The 21,110-nt window shown below is 62.9% G+C and carries 18 protein-coding genes and 1 pseudogene; 12 read left to right on the top strand and 7 right to left on the bottom strand.

All coding sequences use genetic code 11. The features are described 5' to 3' along the window. The first annotated feature begins 27 nt into the window (after positions 1-27). The 8 genes from cyoA (at position 28) to NLM31_RS03225 (ending at position 8,459) form a co-directional block, all read left to right on the top strand. The gene (gene cyoA / locus NLM31_RS03260; protein WP_254191438.1) at positions 28-1,188 is read left to right on the top strand and encodes a ubiquinol oxidase subunit II; all 1,161 of its coding nucleotides are present in this window, start codon (positions 28-30) and stop codon (positions 1,186-1,188) included. An 11-nt stretch (positions 1,189-1,199) separates the two neighbouring features. Continuing rightward, a complete protein-coding gene (gene cyoB / locus NLM31_RS03255) occupies positions 1,200-3,197 on the top strand; it encodes a cytochrome o ubiquinol oxidase subunit I (protein WP_254127883.1) in 1,998 nt (665 codons plus the stop codon). Next, positions 3,198-3,827 (top strand): cytochrome o ubiquinol oxidase subunit III, encoded by a 630-nt coding sequence (gene cyoC, locus NLM31_RS03250; RefSeq protein ID WP_254127882.1) that lies wholly within the window; start codon positions 3,198-3,200, stop codon positions 3,825-3,827. It abuts the gene before it with no gap. Further along, on the top strand, positions 3,824-4,204 hold the full coding sequence (gene cyoD / locus NLM31_RS03245; RefSeq protein WP_254191437.1) for a cytochrome o ubiquinol oxidase subunit IV: 381 nt from the start codon (positions 3,824-3,826) through the stop codon (positions 4,202-4,204). The genes cyoC and cyoD overlap by 4 nt, the downstream gene beginning before the upstream one ends. Then, positions 4,201-5,049: an SURF1 family protein gene (locus tag NLM31_RS03240; RefSeq protein WP_254191436.1), complete on the top strand. Its 849-nt coding sequence runs from the start codon at positions 4,201-4,203 to the stop codon at positions 5,047-5,049. Before cyoD ends, NLM31_RS03240 begins: the two co-directional genes overlap by 4 nt. Beyond that, positions 5,021-6,406, top strand: a complete 1,386-nt coding sequence (locus NLM31_RS03235) for an ATP-binding protein (protein WP_254127879.1) — start codon at positions 5,021-5,023, stop codon at positions 6,404-6,406. The genes NLM31_RS03240 and NLM31_RS03235 overlap by 29 nt, the downstream gene beginning before the upstream one ends. Next, positions 6,396-6,929: a response regulator transcription factor gene (locus NLM31_RS03230; RefSeq protein WP_254127878.1), complete on the top strand. Its 534-nt coding sequence runs from the start codon at positions 6,396-6,398 to the stop codon at positions 6,927-6,929. The genes NLM31_RS03235 and NLM31_RS03230 overlap by 11 nt, the downstream gene beginning before the upstream one ends. A 138-nt stretch (positions 6,930-7,067) precedes the next feature. Next, the gene (locus NLM31_RS03225; RefSeq protein ID WP_254135197.1) at positions 7,068-8,459 is read left to right on the top strand and encodes an adenylate/guanylate cyclase domain-containing protein; all 1,392 of its coding nucleotides are present in this window, start codon (positions 7,068-7,070) and stop codon (positions 8,457-8,459) included. Positions 8,460-8,594: 135 nt separating this feature from the next. Here the strand turns inward: NLM31_RS03225 and NLM31_RS03220 are convergent, their stop codons facing one another. After that, positions 8,595-8,843, bottom strand: coding sequence for a hypothetical protein (locus NLM31_RS03220; RefSeq protein WP_254191435.1), 249 nt, complete (start codon positions 8,841-8,843; stop codon positions 8,595-8,597). A 144-nt stretch (positions 8,844-8,987) separates the two neighbouring features. Next, the gene (locus tag NLM31_RS03215) at positions 8,988-9,875 is read right to left on the bottom strand and encodes a LysR substrate-binding domain-containing protein (RefSeq protein WP_254127877.1); all 888 of its coding nucleotides are present in this window, start codon (positions 9,873-9,875) and stop codon (positions 8,988-8,990) included. A gap of 128 nt (positions 9,876-10,003) precedes the next feature. Between NLM31_RS03215 and NLM31_RS03210 the strand changes: the two genes are divergently transcribed. Then, positions 10,004-10,675 carry a hypothetical protein gene (locus NLM31_RS03210; RefSeq protein ID WP_254127876.1) on the top strand — a complete coding sequence of 224 codons (672 nt, stop codon included), beginning with the start codon at positions 10,004-10,006 and terminating at the stop codon, positions 10,673-10,675. 172 nt (positions 10,676-10,847) lie between these two features. Here NLM31_RS03210 and NLM31_RS03205 read toward each other — a convergent pair whose 3' ends face one another. The 5 genes and pseudogenes from NLM31_RS03205 to NLM31_RS03185 all read right to left on the bottom strand — a co-directional run bounded on the left by NLM31_RS03205 (position 10,848) and on the right by NLM31_RS03185 (position 17,717). Beyond that, entirely contained in the window at positions 10,848-11,651 is an 804-nt protein-coding gene (locus NLM31_RS03205) for a CarD family transcriptional regulator (protein ID WP_375143518.1), read from the bottom strand. 349 nt (positions 11,652-12,000) lie between these two features. Further along, the gene (gene fdxA / locus NLM31_RS03200) at positions 12,001-12,339 is read right to left on the bottom strand and encodes a ferredoxin FdxA (protein WP_254127874.1); all 339 of its coding nucleotides are present in this window, start codon (positions 12,337-12,339) and stop codon (positions 12,001-12,003) included. 143 nt (positions 12,340-12,482) lie between these two features. Then, positions 12,483-12,755 (bottom strand): annotated as a pseudogene (locus NLM31_RS03195) (RNA-binding S4 domain-containing protein); the annotation flags it as partial. A gap of 10 nt (positions 12,756-12,765) precedes the next feature. Further along, complete coding sequence (locus NLM31_RS03190) at positions 12,766-16,146, bottom strand: helicase-related protein (protein ID WP_254191434.1); 3,381 nt, start codon at positions 16,144-16,146, stop codon at positions 12,766-12,768. Between the two features lie 761 nt (positions 16,147-16,907). Next, positions 16,908-17,717, bottom strand: a complete 810-nt coding sequence (locus tag NLM31_RS03185) for a DUF3108 domain-containing protein (RefSeq protein ID WP_254135196.1) — start codon at positions 17,715-17,717, stop codon at positions 16,908-16,910. Between the two features lie 536 nt (positions 17,718-18,253). Between NLM31_RS03185 and rpmB the strand changes: the two genes are divergently transcribed. The 3 genes from rpmB to NLM31_RS03170 all read left to right on the top strand — a co-directional run bounded on the left by rpmB (position 18,254) and on the right by NLM31_RS03170 (position 21,062). Next, complete coding sequence (gene rpmB, locus NLM31_RS03180; RefSeq protein ID WP_200297717.1) at positions 18,254-18,559, top strand: 50S ribosomal protein L28; 306 nt, start codon at positions 18,254-18,256, stop codon at positions 18,557-18,559. Between the two features lie 201 nt (positions 18,560-18,760). Then, complete coding sequence (locus NLM31_RS03175; RefSeq protein ID WP_254191433.1) at positions 18,761-20,590, top strand: Z1 domain-containing protein; 1,830 nt, start codon at positions 18,761-18,763, stop codon at positions 20,588-20,590. Further along, a complete protein-coding gene (locus tag NLM31_RS03170) occupies positions 20,580-21,062 on the top strand; it encodes a hypothetical protein (protein WP_254191432.1) in 483 nt (160 codons plus the stop codon). The genes NLM31_RS03175 and NLM31_RS03170 overlap by 11 nt, the downstream gene beginning before the upstream one ends. Positions 21,063-21,110: the final 48 nt, after the last annotated feature.

Below are 21,110 nucleotides of genomic sequence, written 5' to 3'. Positions count from 1 at the left end.
GGAAACTCATTCTCAAAGGCTCGGCCCGTGTCCCGTCTCAAGATCCTGGGGCTGCTACCCCTGGCAGTCGCGCTCAGCGGCTGCAACTACGTCGTGCTGGCGCCAGCCGGCGATATCGCGGCGCAACAGCGCGACCTCGTCATCATCTCCACCGTCCTGATGCTCCTGATCGTCGTCCCCGTGATGGCACTGACGGTGCTGTTCGCCTGGCGCTACCGCCAGTCCAACACCTCGGCCCGCTACGAGCCGGATTGGGACCACTCGACCAAGCTCGAGCTGGTGATCTGGTCGGCACCGCTTCTGATCATCGTCTGCCTCGGCGCGCTGACCTGGATGGGGACGCATCTGCTCGACCCCTATCGCAACATCGGCCGCATCCATGCGGAGCGTGCCGTAGATCAGTCCAAGGCCCCGCTCGACGTCGATGTCGTCGCGCTCGATTGGAAGTGGCTCTTCATCTACCCCGACTACGGCATTGCCACCGTCAACGAGCTCGCCGCGCCGGTTGACCGCCCGATCAACTTCCACATCACCGCCTCTTCGGTGATGAACTCGTTCTACATCCCCGCGCTCGCCGGACAGATCTACGCGATGCCGGGCATGGAGACGTCGCTCCACGCCGTGATCAACCACGCCGGTGCTTACAAGGGCTTTTCGGCGAACTACAGCGGCGCCGGCTTCTCCGGCATGCACTTCACCTTCCACGGCCTCGACGACAAGGGCTTTGACGCCTGGATCGCGCAGGCCAAGTCAGCCGGCGGCTCGCTCGGCCGCGCCGAATATCTCCAGCTCGAGAAGCCGAGCGAGAACGAGCCGGTGCGCCGTTGGGGCACGGTCGATGCCGACCTCTATCGCCTGATCCTCAACATGTGCGTCGAGACCGGCAAGATGTGCCAGAGCGAGATGATGGCGATCGACGCCAAGGGTGGCAACGGCCATGAGGGCCTGAACAACACCCTGCCGCTGGCCTACGACAAATATGCCCGCCGCGGCACCGTGTTCGGTCCCGAGCCGACCTTCGTCGCCGGCACCTGCACGCCGGAGGCGCCGCAAGGCGTCACCACCGCCGCGATCAAGGCGCCGCTCGACACCGCACCACTGACCGGCGCCGGCCTGAAGCGGCCGACCTTCGCGCCGCTGAAGTCCTCGTCGTTCTTCCTCGGACAGCGTCCGAAGTCAGATTCCTAAAGAGATCCAGCATGTCTCCTGATCTTCTCAAGCTAATCTTCGGCCGTCTCGGCCTCGATTCACTGCCGCTGCACGAGCCGATCCTGGTCGGCACCTTCGTGATGGTCGCGCTCGGCGGCGGCGCGCTGTTCGCCGGCGTCACCTATTTCCGCCTCTGGGGCTATTTGTGGCGCGAGTGGTTCACCACCGTCGACCACAAGCGCATCGGCATCATGTACATGATCCTCGGCATCGTGATGCTGCTGCGCGGCTTCGCCGACGCGCTGATGATGCGCGCGCAACAGGCGCTCGCGTTCAACGGTTCTGAAGGCTTCCTTCCGGCCCATCACTACGACCAGGTCTTCACCGCCCACGGCGTGATCATGATCTTCTTCGTGGCGATGCCGCTGGTCACCGGCCTGATGAATTACGTGGTGCCGCTGCAGATCGGCGCGCGCGACGTGTCGTTCCCGTTCCTGAACAATTTCAGCTTCTGGATGACGGTCGGCGGCGCGGTGCTGGTGATGGCCTCGCTGTTCATCGGCGAATTCGCCCGCACCGGCTGGCTCGCTTATCCGCCGCTGTCGAACATCGGCTACAGTCCTGATGTCGGCGTCGACTATTACATCTGGGCGCTGCAGGTCGCCGGCGTCGGAACGACCTTGTCCGGCATCAACCTGATCTGCACCATCGTCAAGCTGCGCTGCCCCGGCATGACCATGATGAAGATGCCGGTGTTCACCTGGACCGCGCTCTGCACCAACATCCTGATCGTCGCCTCCTTCCCCGTCCTGACCGTCGTGCTCGCGCTGCTCTCGCTCGATCGCTACGTCGGCACCAACTTCTTCACGAACGATTTCGGCGGCAGCCCGATGATGTACGTGAACCTGATCTGGATCTGGGGCCATCCCGAGGTCTACATCCTGGTTCTCCCCGCCTTCGGCATCTTCTCGGAAGTGACCTCGACCTTCTCCGGCAAGCGGCTGTTCGGCTACACCTCGATGGTCTACGCCACGGTGGTCATCACCATCCTGTCGTACCTGGTCTGGCTGCACCACTTCTTCACGATGGGCTCGGGCGCCAGCGTCAACTCGTTCTTCGGCATCACCACGATGATCATCTCGATCCCGACGGGCGCGAAGATGTTCAACTGGCTGTTCACGATGTATCGCGGCCGCATCCGCTTCGAGCTGCCGATGCTGTGGACGATCGCCTTCATGCTCACCTTCGTGCTCGGCGGCATGACCGGCGTGCTGCTCGCAGTGCCGCCGGCCGACTTCGTCCTGCACAACAGCCTGTTCCTGATCGCGCATTTCCACAACGTGATCATCGGCGGCGTGGTGTTCGGCGCGTTCGCCGGCATCAACTACTGGTTCCCGAAGGCGTTCGGCTTCAGGCTCGATCCGTTCTGGGGCAAGCTGTCGTTCTGGTTCTGGGTCACGGGCTTCTACATGGCCTTCATGCCGCTCTATGTGCTCGGCTTGATGGGCGTGACCCGCCGCCTCCGCGTGTTCGACGATCCCTCGCTCCAGATCTGGTTCGTCATCGCCGCGATCGGCGCTGGCCTCGTCGCGCTCGGCATCGGGTGCATGCTGATCCAGTTCGCGGTCTCCTTCCTCAAGCGCGAGCAGCTCAAGGACGTCACCGGTGACCCCTGGGATGCACGTACGCTGGAATGGGCGACCTCCTCGCCGCCGCCGGACTACAACTTCGCCTTCACCCCCGTTGTTCACGACAATGACGCGTGGTGGGACATGAAGAAGCGCGGCTATCAGCGCCCGCTCACCGGGTTCAAGCCGATCCATATGCCGAGCAGCACCGGCACAGGCGTCATCCTCGCCGGCTTTGCCACCGCGATGGGCTTCGGTCTGATCTGGTACATGTGGTGGCTGGCGGCTGCGAGCTTCATCGCGATGCTCGTCGTCGGGATCGGTCACACCTTCAACTATCACCGCGACTTCGACATTCCGGCTGACGACGTCATCCGGACCGAGGACGCGCGCACCAAGCTGCTCGCCGGAGTCAAGTAAATGACTGTCGCTATCAATCCGTCACAAACTGGCGAGCCGGTCTTCTATCTCGCTGACGAACACCCGCATCCGGAAGGCTACAGCACCTCGCTCGGCTTCTGGATCTACCTGATGAGCGACTGCCTCATCTTCGCGATGCTGTTCGCCGCCTTCGGCGTGCTCGGCGCCAACTACGCCGCCGGGCCCGCGCCAAAGGACCTGTTCGACCTCAACCTGGTTGCGGTGAACACCTCGATGCTGCTGCTGTCGTCGATCACCTATGGTTTTGCGATGCTGACGATGCAGCAGAACAAGGTCGGCCAGACCCAGATGTGGCTGGCGATCACCGGCCTGTTCGGTGTCGCCTTCATCAGCATCGAGCTCACCGAGTTCGCCCACATGATCCACGAGGGCGCGACGCCTCAGCGCAGCGCCTTCCTGTCCTCGTTCTTCACCCTGGTCGGCACCCACGGCCTGCACGTCTCCTGCGGCCTGATCTGGCTGGTGACCCTGATGGTGCAGGTCTGGCGCTTCGGCCTGATCGAGGCCAACCGCCGTCGCCTGATGTGCCTGTCGATGTTCTGGCACTTCCTCGACGTGGTCTGGATCGGCGTATTCACCTTCGTCTATCTCCTGGGAGTTCTGCGATGAACACCGACACCCACGCCGCCCACGCGGGCGACCATCACCACGATACCGGCCACGCCCACAGCACGTTCTCGGGCTACATGCTCGGCTTCGTGCTCTCGGTGGTGCTCACCGCGATCCCGTTCTGGCTGGTGATGAGCGGCACGCTGCCGAGCAAGCAGATCACCGCGCTGGTCATCATGGCGTTCGCGGTCGTCCAGATCGTCGTGCACATGATCTACTTCCTGCACATGAGCCCGAAGTCCGAGAACGGCTGGAGCATGATGGCGCTGATCTTCACCATCGTGATGGTGGTGATCGCGCTGTCCGGTTCGCTGTGGGTGATGAACCACCTCAACAGCAACATGATGCCGATCCACGAGATGACGGGAATGAAGTGAGCGATCTCGTGAGCCCCGTGGACAACGACGTGCGCGGCCCCGCAAAGGCTGCGCGCCCGTCCCTGTGGCTCACGGCTCTCTCGCTCACGGCTTTCGTCGTTCTGATCGCCCTCGGGGTCTGGCAGGTCGAGCGCCGCGCCTGGAAGCTCGCGCTGATCGACCGCGTCGAGCAGCGCGTTCATGCCGCGGCCCAGCCGATTCCCGCGCGCGCGGCTTGGCCGGCGATCACCGCCGCAGGCGACGAATACCGGCATGTCAGCGTGTCCGGCCGCTTCCTGCACGACCGCGAGACCCTGGTTCAGGCCGTCACCGAGGAAGGCCCCGGCTATTGGGTGCTGACGCCGCTCCAGCGCAGCGACGGCACGCTTGTCCTGATCAATCGCGGCTTCGTGCCGTCCGAGCGGCGCGACCCATCGACGCGCCAGGCCGGCAATCCTGACGGCCAGATCGAGGTCACAGGGCTGCTGCGCATCACCGAGCCGAAAGGCGGCTTCCTCCGGGACAACGTACCCCAGCACAACCGCTGGTATTCGCGCGATGTCGCCGCGATTGCGGCCGCGCGCGACCTGAAGAACGTCGCCCCGTTCTTCGTCGATGCTGACGCCGGATCACGATCCGGCAGCGGTCCAATCGGCGGATTGACCGTGGTCCGCTTTCCCAATAACCACCTGATCTACGCGCTGACGTGGTTTGCCCTGGCTTTCATGCTGGCCGGCCGGCTTTTCGTCACATTCCGCGGCGGGCTGTTCCGCCGCACACGCTTCGTCCACGAAACGGCCGGCGGCTCGGATGCCTCCGCTCGCAGGACGGGATCAGATGCTGGAACGATCGTCGAACCGACCTGACGACGGGAACACTTACGGCGAGCTCGCCGTCACGCTGCAATCGCAGGCGGACGCGCGCAGCGAGCTGATCGGCGCTGCCCCAACCGACGACGAGACCAACCGCAAGAACATGGCGCTGCTGATCCAGCTGCGCTGGACCGCGGTGGTCGGCCAGATCGTGACGATCGGCGGCGTACATTTCTGGCTCGGCATTCCCCTGCCCCTCACCCGCATGGGCGCGGTGATCGGCGCGCTGGTGCTGCTCAATGTCTCGAGCCTGGTCTGGGTGCGCCATCGCGCCGCGATCACCAACAACGAGCTCCTGGTCGCGCTGATGCTGGATGTCGCCGCGCTGACCGCGCAACTCTACCTCAGCGGCGGCGCCACCAATCCCTTCACCTCGCTGTTCCTGCTCCAGGTGACGCTCGGCGCGGTGCTGCTCGATGCCCGCTCGACCTGGTCGCTGGTGGCGCTGAGCTGCGCGAGCTTCGTCTGGCTGACGATGGCCTACCGGCCGCTCGATCTGCCGCCGAATCCGCTGAGCGAGACCTATACGCTCACCGTCACCGGCATGCTGCTGGGCTTCATCCTCAACGCCGTGCTGCTGGTCGTGTTCGTCACCCGCATCAACAGGAATTTGCGCGAGCGCGATGCGCATCTGGCGGCGCTGCGCCAGCACGCCGCCGAGCAGGATCACATCGTCCGTATGGGCCTGCTCGCCTCCGGCGCGGCGCACGAGCTCGGCACCCCGCTCGCCTCGCTCTCGGTCATCCTCAGCGACTGGCGCCGCATGCCGGATCTCGCCGCCGATCAGGAGCTTGCCGAGGACCTCACCGAGATGGAAACCTCGCTGCAACGTTGCAAGACCATCGTGACGGGCATTCTGGTCTCGGCCGGCGAAGCGCGCGGCGAGGGATCCTCGCCGACGACGGTGACGGCCTTCGTCACTGCGCTGGTCGAAGAATGGCGCGACGCCCGCTCGGCGCGCACCCTGTATTTCGTCAACACCTTTGGCGAGGACGTCGCGATCGTCTCGGACATCGCGCTGAAGCAGGTGATCTTCAACGTGCTCGACAACGCCTATGAAGTCTCGCGCGAGTGGGTCGAGCTGGTCGCCGAACGCGAAGGCGACAATCTGGTGCTCTCGATCAGCGACCGCGGCCCCGGCTTCGCGCCGGAAATGCTGGCGCAGCTCGGAAAACCCTATCAGTCGAGCAAGGGCCGCGCCGGCGGTGGGCTCGGCCTGTTCCTGGTGGTCAACGTGGTGCGCAAGCTGGGTGGCGGCGTGACGGCCGAGAACCACAGGAAACGTGGCGCTACCGTCCGCCTGACGCTGCCGCTCGCTACACTCGCGATCGGAGGCAGCTTTGACGCCTGACCGCTCGCTCATCGTCGTCGAGGACGACGAAGGTTTTGCGCGCACCCTGAAACGCTCGTTCGAGCGCCGCGGCTATGAGGTCGTGCTCGCGGCTTCGATCGAAGACGTCAGGAAGGTTTTGGAGGAGCGATCCTTCGGCTATGCGGTGGTCGACCTCAAGCTCGGCGGCGCCTCCGGCCTTGCCTGTGTCGAGCTGCTGCACACCCATGACGAGGAGATGCTGATCGTGGTGCTGACGGGCTTTGCCAGCATCTCGACCGCCGTCGAGGCGATCAAGCTCGGCGCCTGTCACTACCTCGCCAAGCCTTCCAACACCGACGATATCGAAGCCGCCTTCACCAAGGCCGAAGGCAATGCCGAGGTTGCGCTCGACGTGCGGCCGACCTCGATCAAGACGCTCGAATGGGAGCGCATCCACCAGACGCTGATCGAGACGGATTTCAACATCTCGGAAGCGGCAAGGCGGCTGGGCATGCACCGGCGTACGCTGGCACGAAAGCTCGAGAAGCGGCCGGTGAAGTGAGCGATTCGCTAACGCGGATGGAAAACACTCATCCGGGCTGATGACCTCGTAGCCATGCATCACTAGACTGTCGAATGCGGCGGCTGACGGCCGCCGCCAGTGCTGCAACGGCCCAAGCGAGGAGACTGCCCCGTGACAATGCTCGTCGAGCGCCTCGACTCGTCCGCCTCGCCTTCACGCGCGCGCAGCCAGCGCGAGACCGAAACCGTCCAGTTCGCGCAGGCCGCACTCGCATCAGCCAAGCAGGAGGGCCTGCAACTGGCCGTGCGGGCGCGCTATGTCGCGCTGGCCGTCATCGCCTGCCTGCTGCCCGCCATCAACCCGGCCTGGGAGCAGCTCTACTACGTGGCGCTGCTCGGCCTGTTCGCACTGATCGGCTGGGCCCAGGTGAGGGTTGGGCGGGTCGGTGTGTCGCGGTCTGAACTAGCACTCATATTCTGCGACCTGGCGCTTCTCACATTCGTCATCATCGTCCCGAACCCCTTCGGCACGACGCACTGGCCGGTGGCGATGCAATACCATTTCGGCAACTTCATCTACTTCTTCGTACTGCTCTCGGGCGCCACGCTGGCCTATTCCTGGCGAACGGTGGTTGCGGTCGGAACATGGACCGCAGCGCTCTGGGCGATCGGCGTGGCCTGGGTGTGGTGGCAACCCGATCGAGATCCCGCACTGACCGCCCGCATTGCCGACGCGGTAGGCAGCGATCACAGGCTGTTCGCACTGATCTCGCCCGCCGCGATCGGATTCGGTTTGCGCATCCAGGAAATCGTCGTCTTCATGATCGTCGCCGTGACGCTGGCGCTCGCCGTCCGTCGTAGCAACGATCTGCTGATCCGGCATGCCGCCGTGGAACGGGAGCGCGGCAATCTTGCGCGCTACTTCTCGCCCAACGTCGTGACGGAATTGTCGAAGCACGACGAGCCACTGAAGCAGGTGCGCACACAGAACGTCGCGGTGCTGTTCGTGGATATCGTCGGCTTCACGGCCTTTGCCGATGTACGCCCCCCGGAGGAGGTGGTGCGGACGTTGCGCGAATTTCACGGATTGATGGAGCAGGAGGTTTTCCGTCACGACGGCACGTTGGACAAATATCTGGGCGACGGATTGATGGCGACATTCGGCACGCCCTTCGCCGGCACGCGCGATGCAAGCAACGCGTTGCGCTGCGCCCAGGCCATGATTGCGGCGGCGGACAGGTGGAGCGCGCAGCGAACAGCATCCGGTGAGCCGCCGATGCACGTCAGCTTTGGTCTGCATTACGGGCCGGTGGTGCTCGGCGACATCGGGCACACCTGCCTGGAATTTGCGGTGATCGGCGCGACCGTCAACGCCGCCAGCCGCCTCGAAGCGCTGACGCGCACGCTCGACTGCGCGCTGGTGGCGAGCCACGATCTCGTCAGCCGCGCCAAACTGGAGCTCGGCAACACAGCCGAGACATTTGCATCATTGATCGCCCTGGATCCCCAAGCGATCCGCGGGCTCGAGCGGCCGATCGCGATATGGACCCAGCCGCGCGCAGCGCCATAAGGCAAGTCTCGACCGCAGTTGCATCACAAACAAAAAGCCCGGCCGACCGGCGGCCGGGCTTTTGATTGCGTTGCGATCGACGCGAGCGCCTACGCGGCCTCGTCGGCGACGTCCGCCTTCACAGTGCGAACAATATTATTGGCTCGCGATGTGTCCGCTGGAGTCGAAATCATTCTTCGGGTTGTAGCCGGAATCGTGCAGATTGCGGAGATAAGTGGCGTGATCGGTGCTGTTCGGCCCGCCCGTCCACCCCGTCGGAGGCTGAGAAGCAGGATCCGGAACGCCAGCCTGTGTGTTCAGCGCGTGGTGATGATGATGCGCTGCCAAGGCGGCAGAAGCCGAGAGAGAAAGGATTGCAAGAGCGACGAATAGTTTTCTTGTCATGGTTGGCTCCCTTGAGGTTTCTTGAGGTTCTCCCCTGTAGCGTTACAAGCGATAGCACAACCTTTGCGTCACACGTTCATTACAAACCGTCTCCGTCACTACAAAGTGAAATGCGCGCCTGCTCGTGACACGTCTCGCAAGAATTCAGGACGACGGTGCGAGCTTGCCCACTTCCGAGAGAAGCAGCTTCAGGATCGGCGACTTGTTCGCCTTGTGATAGGCGACGACGAGATCGAGCATCGGTGCCTCGCCCCGCACCGGCCGGGTGGTGATCGTCTCCGGCAGATATCGCTTCGTGTAGGCCGGCAGCATCATGACGCCGCGCGTGGACGCGATCATGGAGATCGCGTGGACGACATTGTGCACTTCTCTGTCGGGCTTGAGGTCGATTCCGGTCCGACTGAAATAATCAGAAACAATACGGCGAACCGCGGGAGCGGATTTGGACGGTAGGTAGAAAATTTCATCCCTAATCTCCTCGGGCGCCACCGTGGCTTGCGATGCGAGCCGATGGTCGCTCGGAAAGACGAAGACCAGCGGATCGGTGCGGACGCGTCGGCAGAGCAGATCGTCCATATGCTCTTCCGGCCGGATGAAGGCAGCATCGAGCTTTCGCCGCATCAGGGCCTTGGCAAGCGAGGGCGAGTAATCGCTCGACAGGCGAATGTCGATGCCGGGAAATGCGCCGCGCAGAACGCGGTCCACCTCGGGCAGCAGATCGATCTCGGCGCCCGACAGAAAGCCCAACGAGAAAGCGGGCTGCGGGGGCTGCGCGGCCCGAAGCGCCGCTTCCCTGGCAGCCTCCGCCTGAACCAGTGCCATTCGGGCGTGTTCGAGAAAGGCCTTGCCCGCCGCCGTCAGCGCGATGCCTTGGGCGCTGCGGTTCATCAAGGAAACGCCAACCTCCTGCTCGAGATCGCGGATCTGCCGGCTGAGCGACGGCTGCGACGTGTGCAGCTTCTTCTCGGCGGCAACTGTCAAACTGCCTGCATCGGCAACGGCGACGAAATAGCGGAGATGCCGAAGCTCCATCGCGATCTCCCATATCTCGTGGGCATGGGGCCAGCTTACAAAGTCTTTTTCCACGCGACCAGCTGCCGATATAGCCGGCGTGAACGAGATCTGCCTGGCAGGCAGAGGCGCACGGCAGCGAGCTTCACATGCTCAAGAGCATTCAATCGTCACTGCTGATCCTCGCGCTGGCGGGATCCGGCGAAGCGGCTGCGCAATCCTCCAACACGCAAGCGAAGGCTAACAGCATGGAACTGGATCTGACAGGATTGAAGCAGGCGCTGCTCGGCGACTGGGAAAGCATCGCGCCGGAGGTGCGCCCGAGCACGGCGAAGAACGCCGACGGCACGCTCAAGTCGTTCTATCTCAAGCGGGCCTTCAAATATCTTCCCTCCGACCGTTTCGAGCTCGAGATCGTCAACTCGGCCGATCCCTATGGCGCCGTGCCGCTCGCGCGGATCAGGATCGGCGGACATTTGCTGTGGAGGGGCGCGCATCCCGTCGCTCCAGGCGCGCAGAAAGTCGACTTCGTCGCCGATGAGACCTACGAGGTTACACCGCAGGCCCAGGGATTTGCCGATGTGCTCAACAAGGTCGCCGCGGTTGGATATGCACCATGGGCCGTAGGCGCGCCCCAGAGCATCTTCGGCAAGACCTTCGCTCCCTTTGGCCTCGCCGAGGCCACGAACTTCATGGAATATGATCTCGTCTATCTCAGGGGTGACCTTCTGTTCTGGGGCGCCCGCAATATCGATGGACGCGGCTTCGATACCGAGCAGAACCGGCCGACCAATTTGCAGATTCCGCTGATCAGGAAATGATCCGGGTCGCGTTCGTCACACTCTCCCTCGATGCGATGCTCTCTCCACGGGCCCGAGCACCCACGGCCGTGCGAACGCATGGGTCGCACCGTCGCAACGTTTGATCCGCCCAAAGCAAAAAAGCCCGGCCAACCGGCCGGGCTTTTGATGGCTTGCGATCGATGCGAGACGCTTACGCGGCCTCGTCGGCGACGGTGGTGTCGTCGCCATCGGTATCGTCGGTATCGCCCTCGGCATCCGTCTCGCCTTCGCCGTCGGCGGCTTCCGCCTTGGCGTTGGTACGGCGCGGGCTCTTGGCGAGCTGGGCCTCGATCTCCTTGACCGCTTCGGTCTCGGTCGAGTGCTGCACCACCGCGATCTCGCGGGAGAGACGGTCGAGCGCCGCTTCATAGAGCTGACGTTCGCTGTAGGACTGCTCCGGCTGCGACTCCGAGCGATAGAGGTCGCGCACGACTTCCGCGATCGCGACGATATCGCCCGAGTTGATCTTCGCTTCGTATTCCTGGGCGCGGCGCGACCACATGGTGCGCTTGACGCGGGCGCGGCCCTTGAGGGTCTCCAGCGCCTTCTTGACCAGCGCGGGCTCGGACAGCTTGCGCATGCCGACGTTGGCGACCTTGGCGGTCGGAACGCGCAGCGTCATCTTGTCCTTGATGAAGTTGATGACGAACAGCTCGAGCTTCGCGCCGGCAATCTCCTGCTCCTCGATGGCCAGGATCTGGCCGACGCCGTGAGCGGGATAGACCACGAATTCATTGGCCTTGAAGCCCTGACGCTGGGTCACGACCTTCTTTTCCTCGACCTTCGGCGCCGGTGCAGCGGCCTTCACGGCCGGCTTGGCAGCAGCAACGGGGGCCTTGGCAGGGGCGGCAGCAACAGGAGCCTTCGGAGCAACAGGCTTGGCAGCGGGAGCCTTGGCAGCAGCAGGCTTGGCAACGGTCGCTTTCGCGGCCGGTTTGGCAGTCTTGTTAGGCATTGCGCTTCTTTTGTTCTTCGAGGACTTTGCAGCCGGCGGCGCCTTGGCAGCGGCCCGACCCTTGGATGCGCTACGGCTGGCCGCGGCGACTTTTTTGGCCTCCTTATGGGAAGCCCTCGCTGAAGTACTCTTTTTACGCGTTTTCTGTGACACAGCCTGCGCGCGGAAACTGCCACGCCCCTGTTCGACATTTGGTTTCACGGGAACCCGGCGGGGCCAACTGGGCTGACGGGGGTTCAGCTTAATGTGCCCAATATAGCACATTTCCCGCAAAAATCAATGATTTAGGGGTCTTCAGGGCTCGTTTTCGACGCTGACGAAGGTATTAGGGTTAAGTTTGCGCCGGAATTTAGTCCCCGGAGCCGGGGTTCGGAGAAAAATATTTCTCGAACTTTCCTTCCATCCCGTCGAATTCCTTCGCGTCTTCGGGTGATTCTTTCTTCTGGGTGATATTCGGCCAGCTCTTGGCATAGTCGGCGTTGACCTGGAGCCACTTTTCCAGGCCCGGTTCCGTGTCCGGCTTGATGGCGTCGGCGGGGCATTCCGGCTCGCACACGCCGCAATCGATGCACTCGTCCGGATGGATGACGAGCATGTTGTCACCCTCGTAGAAACAGTCGACCGGGCAGACCTCGACGCAGTCGGTGTACTTGCACTTGATGCAGTTTTCAGTGACGACGTAAGTCATCCAACGCTCCGAAAAGCTCTTTTAAAAGTCGCGGCTTGCGTAGCGCGGATGGCCCGGCGCCGCAAGGTCGGGAACGCCCGATCATGACGGCTTTATGTGGTTGATCGACCAAGAAATGAATACGAAGCGCAATTAATTGCGCTTTACGTCGCCGAGTTCTTCGTACCGAGCTCTTCGTAGAGCAAGCGCGCAGAGGCCGCATCGCCGCGGCGCTCGTTGAAGCCGGTCACCTTCAACACGCGCACGGTGCGATCGAGCGCGACGGTGACGACGTCGCCGATCTTGATGGCGTGGCCCGGCGATTTCTCGCGCGTGCCGTTGATGCGGACGTGGCCGGACTCGACCAGCTCAGCAGCCGAGGTGCGCGCCTTCACCACCCGCGCGTGCCACAGCCATTTGTCGAGGCGCTGCCGCTCGGTCGTGGGATCACTCCTTGCGACCGGAAAGCTGTTCTTTCAGCGCGGCGAGCTTTGCGAAGGGCGAGTTCGGGTCGGCCGGACGATCGCGCTCGCGCGGGTTCGCGCTCGAGGCGTACGGCCGCAGCGACGGACCACCCTGGCGGTCGCGGCCCTTGTCGCGGTCGCGGCCACGGTTGTCGCGGCCCTTGTCACGATCGCCGCCGAACTTCTTGTTGTCGCGGTTGCGATCGCGATCCTTGTTGTCGCGGTCCTTGCCCTCGAAGCGGCGATTCCGATCGCCGTCCTGGCGCGGTGCGCTCTCGGCACCACCTTCGCGCGGCTTGCGGAAATCCCTGCCACCGTCCCTGCGATGACCGCCATGACGATGACGCTCGTTACGCTTCTCTCCGTCGGCGGCTTGGGCTGCTTCACCTTCGGCGGGCGGGCTGCTTGCTTCAGCACCGGCCTGCGGACGGTTGTTGTTGTGACGCTGATGGCGATGGCGCTCGTGGCGCGGCTTGCGATCGTCGTGTCGGCCGCCGGGACGCCAGACTTCGACGAGTTCGGGCTCAGTGGGCGTCGCCGCAGCTTCCGCAGGCGCCGCAGCGTCGGGAGATGCAGCGGCTTCCGTTGCGGCGATCTCGGCCGGAGCGGCTTCAGCGGCAGCCTCGGCGGGCGCAGCGACTTCTTCCGCCGGCGGCGCGATGCCGGGGGCATCTTCGGGCGTGACGGGCGCGTCAGGCGAGGCTTCGAGCGCCGGCTCTTCGTGTGCCGGCTCGTCGTGCTGCTCCATGCCGGGCGCGTCTTCGACGGTGACGGCTTCGATCGCGGCATCCGCGGGCGCAGCCGCCTCCTCGGTCGCGGGCACCTCGGCAGACGCTTCAGCCGCCGGTGTCTCCGCAGCAGCGGGCGCAGCCGGCTTCGGCGGCAGCGGCGCACGCTTCTCCATGCGATAGCCGAGCGCGCGCAGCACCGAGGCAAAGTCTTCGCCGGCGGAGCCGGTGAGCGAGGTCATCGCCTGCGTGACGACGAAACCGCGGCCGTCGAACGCGCCGGCGGGCTTTTCGCCGGGCGCGTTGTCGCGCCAGGCCAGCGCCGGGCGGATCAGGTCGGCGAGGCGCTCCAGGATGTCGACGCGGACGGCGCGCTCGCCGGCCTGCTTGTAGCCGAGCACGCGATAGGCATCGCGCGGCAGCTGCTTGTCGACCGGGAACGAGGTGCGGCCCGACGATGCGAGATGCTGAGCGCCCGACAGTGCCGAGAGATCGACATTGTCCTGCTTCAGCGCCCACAACAGCGCGGCCAGCGCACGCGCGGCGGGCTTCAGGATGCCGGGGAAATAGATGTGATAGGCGCCGAAGCGGACGCCGTATTTGCGCAAGGTCGCGCGCGAGGGCTGGTCGAGATCCTTCAGCTCGTTGGCGATCTTGGGACGCTCGAGCACGCCGAGCGCCTCGACGAGCTGGTAGGCGATGCCGCGGGCAATGCCGGTGACGTCCTCGGCCTTCGACAGCTCGAACATCGGCCCGAGCAGCTTTTCGATATGCGTCTTGAGCCAGAGGTCGAGCCGCGCCTGCACCTTCTCACGGGGCGCACCGGTCAGGCGCTCGTCCGAGATGATGCGGATGCGCGGATGCAGCGCTTCCTCTGCCGCGGTCAGGCGCGCCACGGCGTCGCCGGTCCAGCGGATGGTGCCGTCCGAGGTCAGCACGAACTGGTCGTCCGGCGCGTTGCCCAACCTTTCGGCGCGCGTATTGATCTCGCCGGCGAGCACCGCTTGCGCGGCAGCCTGCAAGGCTTTCGCATCGGAGCCGGCTTCCGCCGCATCCGGTGCAAAGGTGAAGCCATCGAGGCGGCCGATGACATGGCCTTCGACGATGACTTCGCCGGTCTTGCCGATTTCCGTATTCAAGCTCGTGTTCTCCCGCAGGCGGCGCATCAATACACTGGTCCGGCGATCAACGAAACGCTCAGTCAAGCGTTCATGGAGCGCATCCGATAATTTATTTTCGACCTCGCGGGCGATCCCCTGCCAGCGTTCGGGGTCTCGCAGCCAGTCCGGCCGGTTGGCGACGAAGGTCCAGGTGCGAATCTGCGCGATCCGGGCCGACAGCGTGTCGATATCGCCATCGACGCGGTCGGCCTGGTCGACCTGGGCCGCAAACCAGGAATCGGGGATGCAGCCCTTCTGCATCAGGAAGCCGTACAGCGTCGTCACCAGCTCGGCATGGGCGGCCGGCGACAGCTTTCGGTAGTCCGGGACCTGGCAGGCCTCCCACAGCCGCTCCACAGCGGCCTTGCCATGCGCGATATCGCGCACCTCGACGTCGCGGGCGGCATGGTCGAGCACGCGCATGTCCTCGGCGATGGGGGCGCGGGTCAGCGTGTCGTGCCCCGGGGCCAGGTTCAGCGAGACCTGGAGCGCGCCGAGGGAGGAGAAATCGAGCTTCGAGTTGCGCCATTGCAGCATCTTCACGGGGTCGAAGATGTGGTTCTGGAGCGCGTTCACGAGCTCGGGCTCGAACGGGCCGCAGCGGCCCGTGGTGCCGAATGTGCCGTTGCGTGTGGCGCGGCCGGCGCGGCCGGCGATCTGCGCGAACTCGGCCGGCGTCAGCCGGCGGAACTGGTAGCCGTCGAACTTGCGGTCGGAGGCGAAGGCGACGTGGTCGACGTCGAGATTGAGGCCCATGCCGACGGCATCGGTGGCGACGAGATAATCGACGTCGCCGTTCTGGAACATCTCCACCTGCGCATTGCGCGTGCGTGGGCTGAGCGAGCCCAGCACCACGGCGGCGCCGCCATGCTGGCGCTTGATCAGCTCGGCGATGGCGTAGACCTCGTCGGCCGAGAACGCGACAATCGCTGTCCGGCGCGGCTGGCGCGTGATCTTGCGGTCGCCGGCGAATTCGAGCTGCGACAGCCGCGGACGGGTGATCATGGAGACGCCCGGCAGCAGCCGCTCGATGATCGGGCGCATGGTGGCGGCGCCCAGCAGCAGCGTCTCGTCGCGGCCGCGGCGATTGAGGATGCGGTCGGTGAAGACGTGGCCGCGCTCCAGATCGGAGGCGATCTGGATCTCGTCGACGGCGAGGAAGGAGACGTCCAAATCGCGCGGCATCGCCTCGACGGTCGAAACCCAATAGCGCGGATTCCTCGGCTTGATCTTCTCCTCGCCGGTGATCAGCGCGACGGCCTCGGGGCCGACGCGCGCGACGATCTTGTTGTAGACCTCGCGCGCGAGCAGCCGCAGCGGCAGGCCGATCAGCCCCGAGGAATGCGCGAGCATCCGTTCGATGGCGAGATGGGTCTTGCCGGTGTTGGTCGGCCCGAGCACCGCAGTGACGCCGGCGCCAGGCACTCGATCGGAAGGCGCGCGCTCGGAGGCGAAGGGGGAAGAAGAAAAGGCCATGTCTGAATGATTAGGTAGTGGCGATTGGGGCGAATGTCAGTGCTGTTTGGGGCGGCGAGGTGAGAAGCGCCCGATCCGTCATCCTGAGGTGCGAGCCGCGCGGCGCGCTGCGCCGGGCGGGGAGCCTCGAAGGATGAACGGCCCGTGTACCGGCCGAGCGGCAGCAGCCGGGCCCGTCGCCCTTCGAGGCTCGCTGCGCGAGCACCTCAGGGTGACGGGACATGATCCCCAAATCCCGCGCAACTGTCTCACTTTGCGACGCTTTTCCCACTCGCCTTTAAGCTTCGGAACGACTCTAGAACGAATCGCGGCCGAATCGCTGACTCCCCCTTGAGTCCTGTTACGTTCACGCAACATGTCGCGGGACTCTTGTTTCCGTCGCACTAGATGGAGTTTTGTGACGTCGCACAAGCGACGATTTGGTGACGGATTTCGTTAAGTTGGGGATGGCGCCGAGTCGAATCAGAATCGGGGAGGAGTCAAATGGATTCCCCGGATCTGCGGCGCTCCAATGCATGTCGCGAAAACAACCCCATGCACAGTAAGTAAGTCATTGAAATGGCTATCCCTCTTACCCTCCCCTGGAGGGGGAGGGTCGTGACGCATGGAGCGGAGCGAAATGCGGCGCGGGGTGGGGTGATCTCTCCGCACGGGGACTGCCCGCGAGGAGAGATCACCCCACCCCGCTCGCGCTCCCGCGCGATCGACCCACGAGCGAGCTACGCTCGTCTCGGACCCCTCCAGGGGAGGGTAAGAAAGGCTTACTGCGTCTTCGCGACCCTGGGCGGCTGGGCGGTGGTGATGAAGCTGGTCGCTTCCAGCATCGCGGGCCCGAGCGGCGTCGGCACTTTCAGCCAGAACGGGACCAGGACGCGGGTGCCGGCGACAGGTGCGAGCGCGATCTCGATGTTGCGCTGGGCGGCGAGGTATTTGATCACGGGGCGATCGGGGATGTAGCCGGCCACGGGCACGAAATAGAGCGCGCAGACCACGACCGGGCCGTGATAGCCCTTCTCGGCCTTCACCGTCTCCATGCGCTTGAAATCGAGCTTCAGCTCGTAGCGCATGCGGCCGTCGAACACCGGCGCGCTGCCGTGACAGGCGTCGGGCGACAGCACCTCGCCGGTGCCGGGTACGCGCACCAGCGAGGCCGTCATCGGATCGAACACGCCGCGGCGATGCGCGTCGGTGACGATGATGCGATCGGGATCGACCGGCGGCTCCGGAATGATGCCGAACTCCTTCACATTGCCCTTGTCGAGGGTGATGTGGATCTCTTCGGTCTTCTTCGAGGTGGTGGTGGAGGCCTGGTAGGCCGACGCAACCAGCGCGCCATTGACGACGCGGCCCTGCGCGGCGCCGGTGCCGGACCCGCCCGCGAACGACTTCAAAATGCCGGTGGTGCCACCGGAGGCCGCCGCGGAAAACACGTCGTCCTGGATATCGATGTTCCAGGCGCCGCGGCCGACGGGAATGCCGGCCAGCGTGGCCTCATACTGCGCCTCGAGCTTGCCCTGCGCCGCCGCCGGCTCCGCCGCCCACGCCAGCACCAGCCCGCCGATAGCGGCCAAAGCCAGCCTGCCGGCTGACCGCAGCCGGGGCGGAAAGAGGGAGGGCGTGTGCACGAGACGATCCAATCGGGAAGCGAGTGGTTGTTACTTAAGCCTGTTACGGCCGCAAGCAATGCATCCGGGCCACAAGAGCCGGGAACTCACCGAAGTCTTTCGGCGGTGAATGTGCCCTTTATGTGATGGTAAGGCGCTTTAAACACTGCCGTTTTGGTGATCGGAGGATGCTCTTCTCCTTCTCCCCGCGCGCGGGGAGAAGGTCGGGATGAGGGGGGCTCTCCCCGGGGGAGGTTAAAGTCGGTGCACCCAACCGGCCCCACCCCCGCGGAGACGCCCCCTCACCCGGAATCCGCGCTATTCGCGCGCATTCCGGCCTCTCCCCGCACGCGGGGAGAGGCGAAAAGACCGCCCAAAACCTTGACGTCCCGCCCCTCACCCCCTATACGTCCGCCCGCTCCCTGCAAGGACACAGAATTAGCCCCCGTGGCGCCCAGAATGGCGGCCGCAATCGTTGGGGGTTCGAACCTGAGGATTTTGAGATGTCTCGCCGCTGCGAACTGACGGCCAAGGGCCCCCTCGTCGGCCACAAGGTCAGCCACTCCAACATCAAGACCAAGCGCCGGTTCCTGCCGAACCTGGTCAACGTGACCTTCATCAGCGAAGCGCTGGAGCGCAACGTGCGCCTGCGCGTCTCCACCAACGCGGTGAAGAGCGTCGACCACAATGGCGGCCTCGACGCCTTCCTGCTCAAGGCCAAGGCCGACGCCCTGTCGCCGCGCGCCCTCGAGCTGAAGCGCGCCATCCAGAAGAAGGTCGGCGACGCGCCGGTCAAGAAGGCCAGCTAAGCAATTTTTTGAATTGGGCGGGGGCTAGGTTGCGTCGCGTGGCGTAGGCTTAGCCGAGTAGAGTTTTGCGTTACGGCCGGATCGAAAGATCCGGCCGTTTTTGTTTGTGCAAGCGGCGGCATTATACCTCCGCATACCTTGCTCTGACTCCATTGCCCGCTATGATCGCGAAAAATGATAATTCAACTAGGGGGTAGTGGGTTGGGGCTCAGTGTCAGTCAGCTGCGGGCTATTGCGCAGCAGCGCGATCGATATCAAACGCAACTGTCTCGCCTTAAGGCGGCTGGCAAGCAGACCTCCTGTATCGAGGCAGCCGTTACAAGCGCTTGCGAGACCCTCAGCAGTAAGACGACATCGTTCGTGATCTACGGCGAGCCGCAGAGCGGCAAAACCGAGATGATGATCTGCCTCACCGCAAGGCTCCTGGATGACGGACATCGAGTTGTAGTGCACCTGCTGAACGACAGCGTGCAGCTTCTCCAACAAAACCTAGATCGCTTTCAGCGGTCGAAACTTTCACCCGCAGCTCGCAACTTCTCAGAAGTTATTGACCCCGACTACTCACTAACGACTGGGTATCACGTCATCTTCTGCAAGAAGAACGCGAGCGACCTTACCAAGCTGAATCAAAAGCTGGAGAAGATCGGTAGCAAGGTCATCGTCGACGATGAAGCTGACTTCGCAACGCCGAACGCCTTGATCAACAAGAGCGACGTAACTCGCATAAATGCACTGATCAAAAAACTGATCAGTCACGACGGCATATACATCGGAGTCACAGCAACCCCCGCCCGTTTAGACTTGAACAACACGTTCGACAACGACAACGAGAAATGGGTCAATTTCCCACCCCACGACGCTTACACGGGGCAAGACATCTTCTTCCCACTCGATACGGATGTGCAGTTCTCACTCCACACGCTGCCAGATACCGACGATAGTCCAAAATATCTGCGCGAAGCCATCTTCCGATTTCTCGTGCGAGTCGCCGCCCTGAACATGGCGGCAAAGTCCGACGAGAACTTCTCTATGCTCATCCACACAAGTGGAAAGAAGCTTGATCATAAATCCGATAAGAAGCCGATAGACGACGTGATGAATGCACTGACAGATGTTCACTCTAAAAAATTTGAGAGCTACACACACGAAATAGACAAAATAGCCACCAAGCTCTACGGCCCAGAGCAAGCAAGCAGTATCCTGGCCTATATCGTGAAGAACTGCGACCAAACCAGCACTGTCATCATGAACAGTGAGAGGGACAAGAACGTCGACTTCAAGTCAGCAACATCGCCTGCAGCAATGTTCACCTTCGTGATTGGCGGCAACATTGTCTCCCGCGGAGTCACATTCGACAACCTGCTTTCGATGTTTTTCACACGAGACTCCAAACACAAGATCCAGCAAGACACATACATTCAGCGCGCACGAATGTTCGGGTCGAGAAAGAAACATCTCCCATATTTTGAGCTGACGATACCTCAGCAGCTTTATCTCGACTGGCAACGCTGCTTTGCGTTTCACAAGCTGGCTTTAGAAGCAATTAAGACGAAGAAGGGCTCTCCTGTCTGGCTGGCCGACCAAAGAATTTCTGCCGTTGCTTCAAACAGCATTGATAAGGCCAACGTACTCCTTGATAAAGGAGAGATGACATTCCCGATCTTTGACTACTCGACAGACCTTGAGCAGATTGTAGTAGGCAGCAACGACCCCATCAGTGGATTGAAGCAACTTCAAGAGAGAATAGGCAGCGACGCCCTCCCCGACTATTTGCTTCGCTACGTACAGAGAATTCTTCCCAAGGGATCGGCCTCTATAGCCTTGCATAAATCGAGCGATATCGAGGGAATGAAAGACGCAGATCACGAAAAGATCGAACGAAAGAAGGGCCTTTTCGGTCAAGTTAAACGCGAATTTCCCGAGGCCGTTCATCACTTCAAGATATTTCGCAACAAGAAGAACAAGGCGAGAGTGATTTACAAATTCGACGGCAACATCAGCTTTTTGAAGAACGTGAAAAATGTTGGATGAATATGAATTCTATCAAGGCGTCGTTTTAAGGCAACTTGCTGTCGAGAATGACTACTCTATGTCCGCATCTTTTCGCCCGTTTGTTCGCGAAGGGCGCATAAACGCCTTCGTAATGAATGCTCGCGTTGGCGTGTACATAAAGCACTCATCCAAACGCATGTCGCCCTGGCGATTCACATTCACTATCGAGCAGGCCGCCGACCTCCTCGACCTCGAGCACAAATTTCCGGACTCCTTCATGGTATTCGTCTGCGAAGCGGACGGCCTTGTGACACTCTCGATGGCCGATTTGCACAGCATCGTCAGCTTCCAAGAGAGCGAGAACGCGTGGGTCAGCATATCGAGGTCGCCTCGCACTCAGTATGAGCTAGCGGGAAATCGTGGAGAGCTGAAATATAAGGTCGCGAGAGGAATTGGCTTGATTCCTGAGACCCTCAAGACACGAGGGCGCGAGCGCTATGCCTCAGGTTAGTCACTTCTATTGCAAAAACTTGATCCATTCCTCTACCCCCTTTGACCC

Source organism: Bradyrhizobium sp. CCGUVB4N (assembly GCF_024199945.1).
Lineage (GTDB): Bacteria > Pseudomonadota > Alphaproteobacteria > Rhizobiales > Xanthobacteraceae > Bradyrhizobium.
Note: the sequence above shows the minus strand (reverse complement) of the source record. Positions and strands in the feature narration are given on the sequence as shown.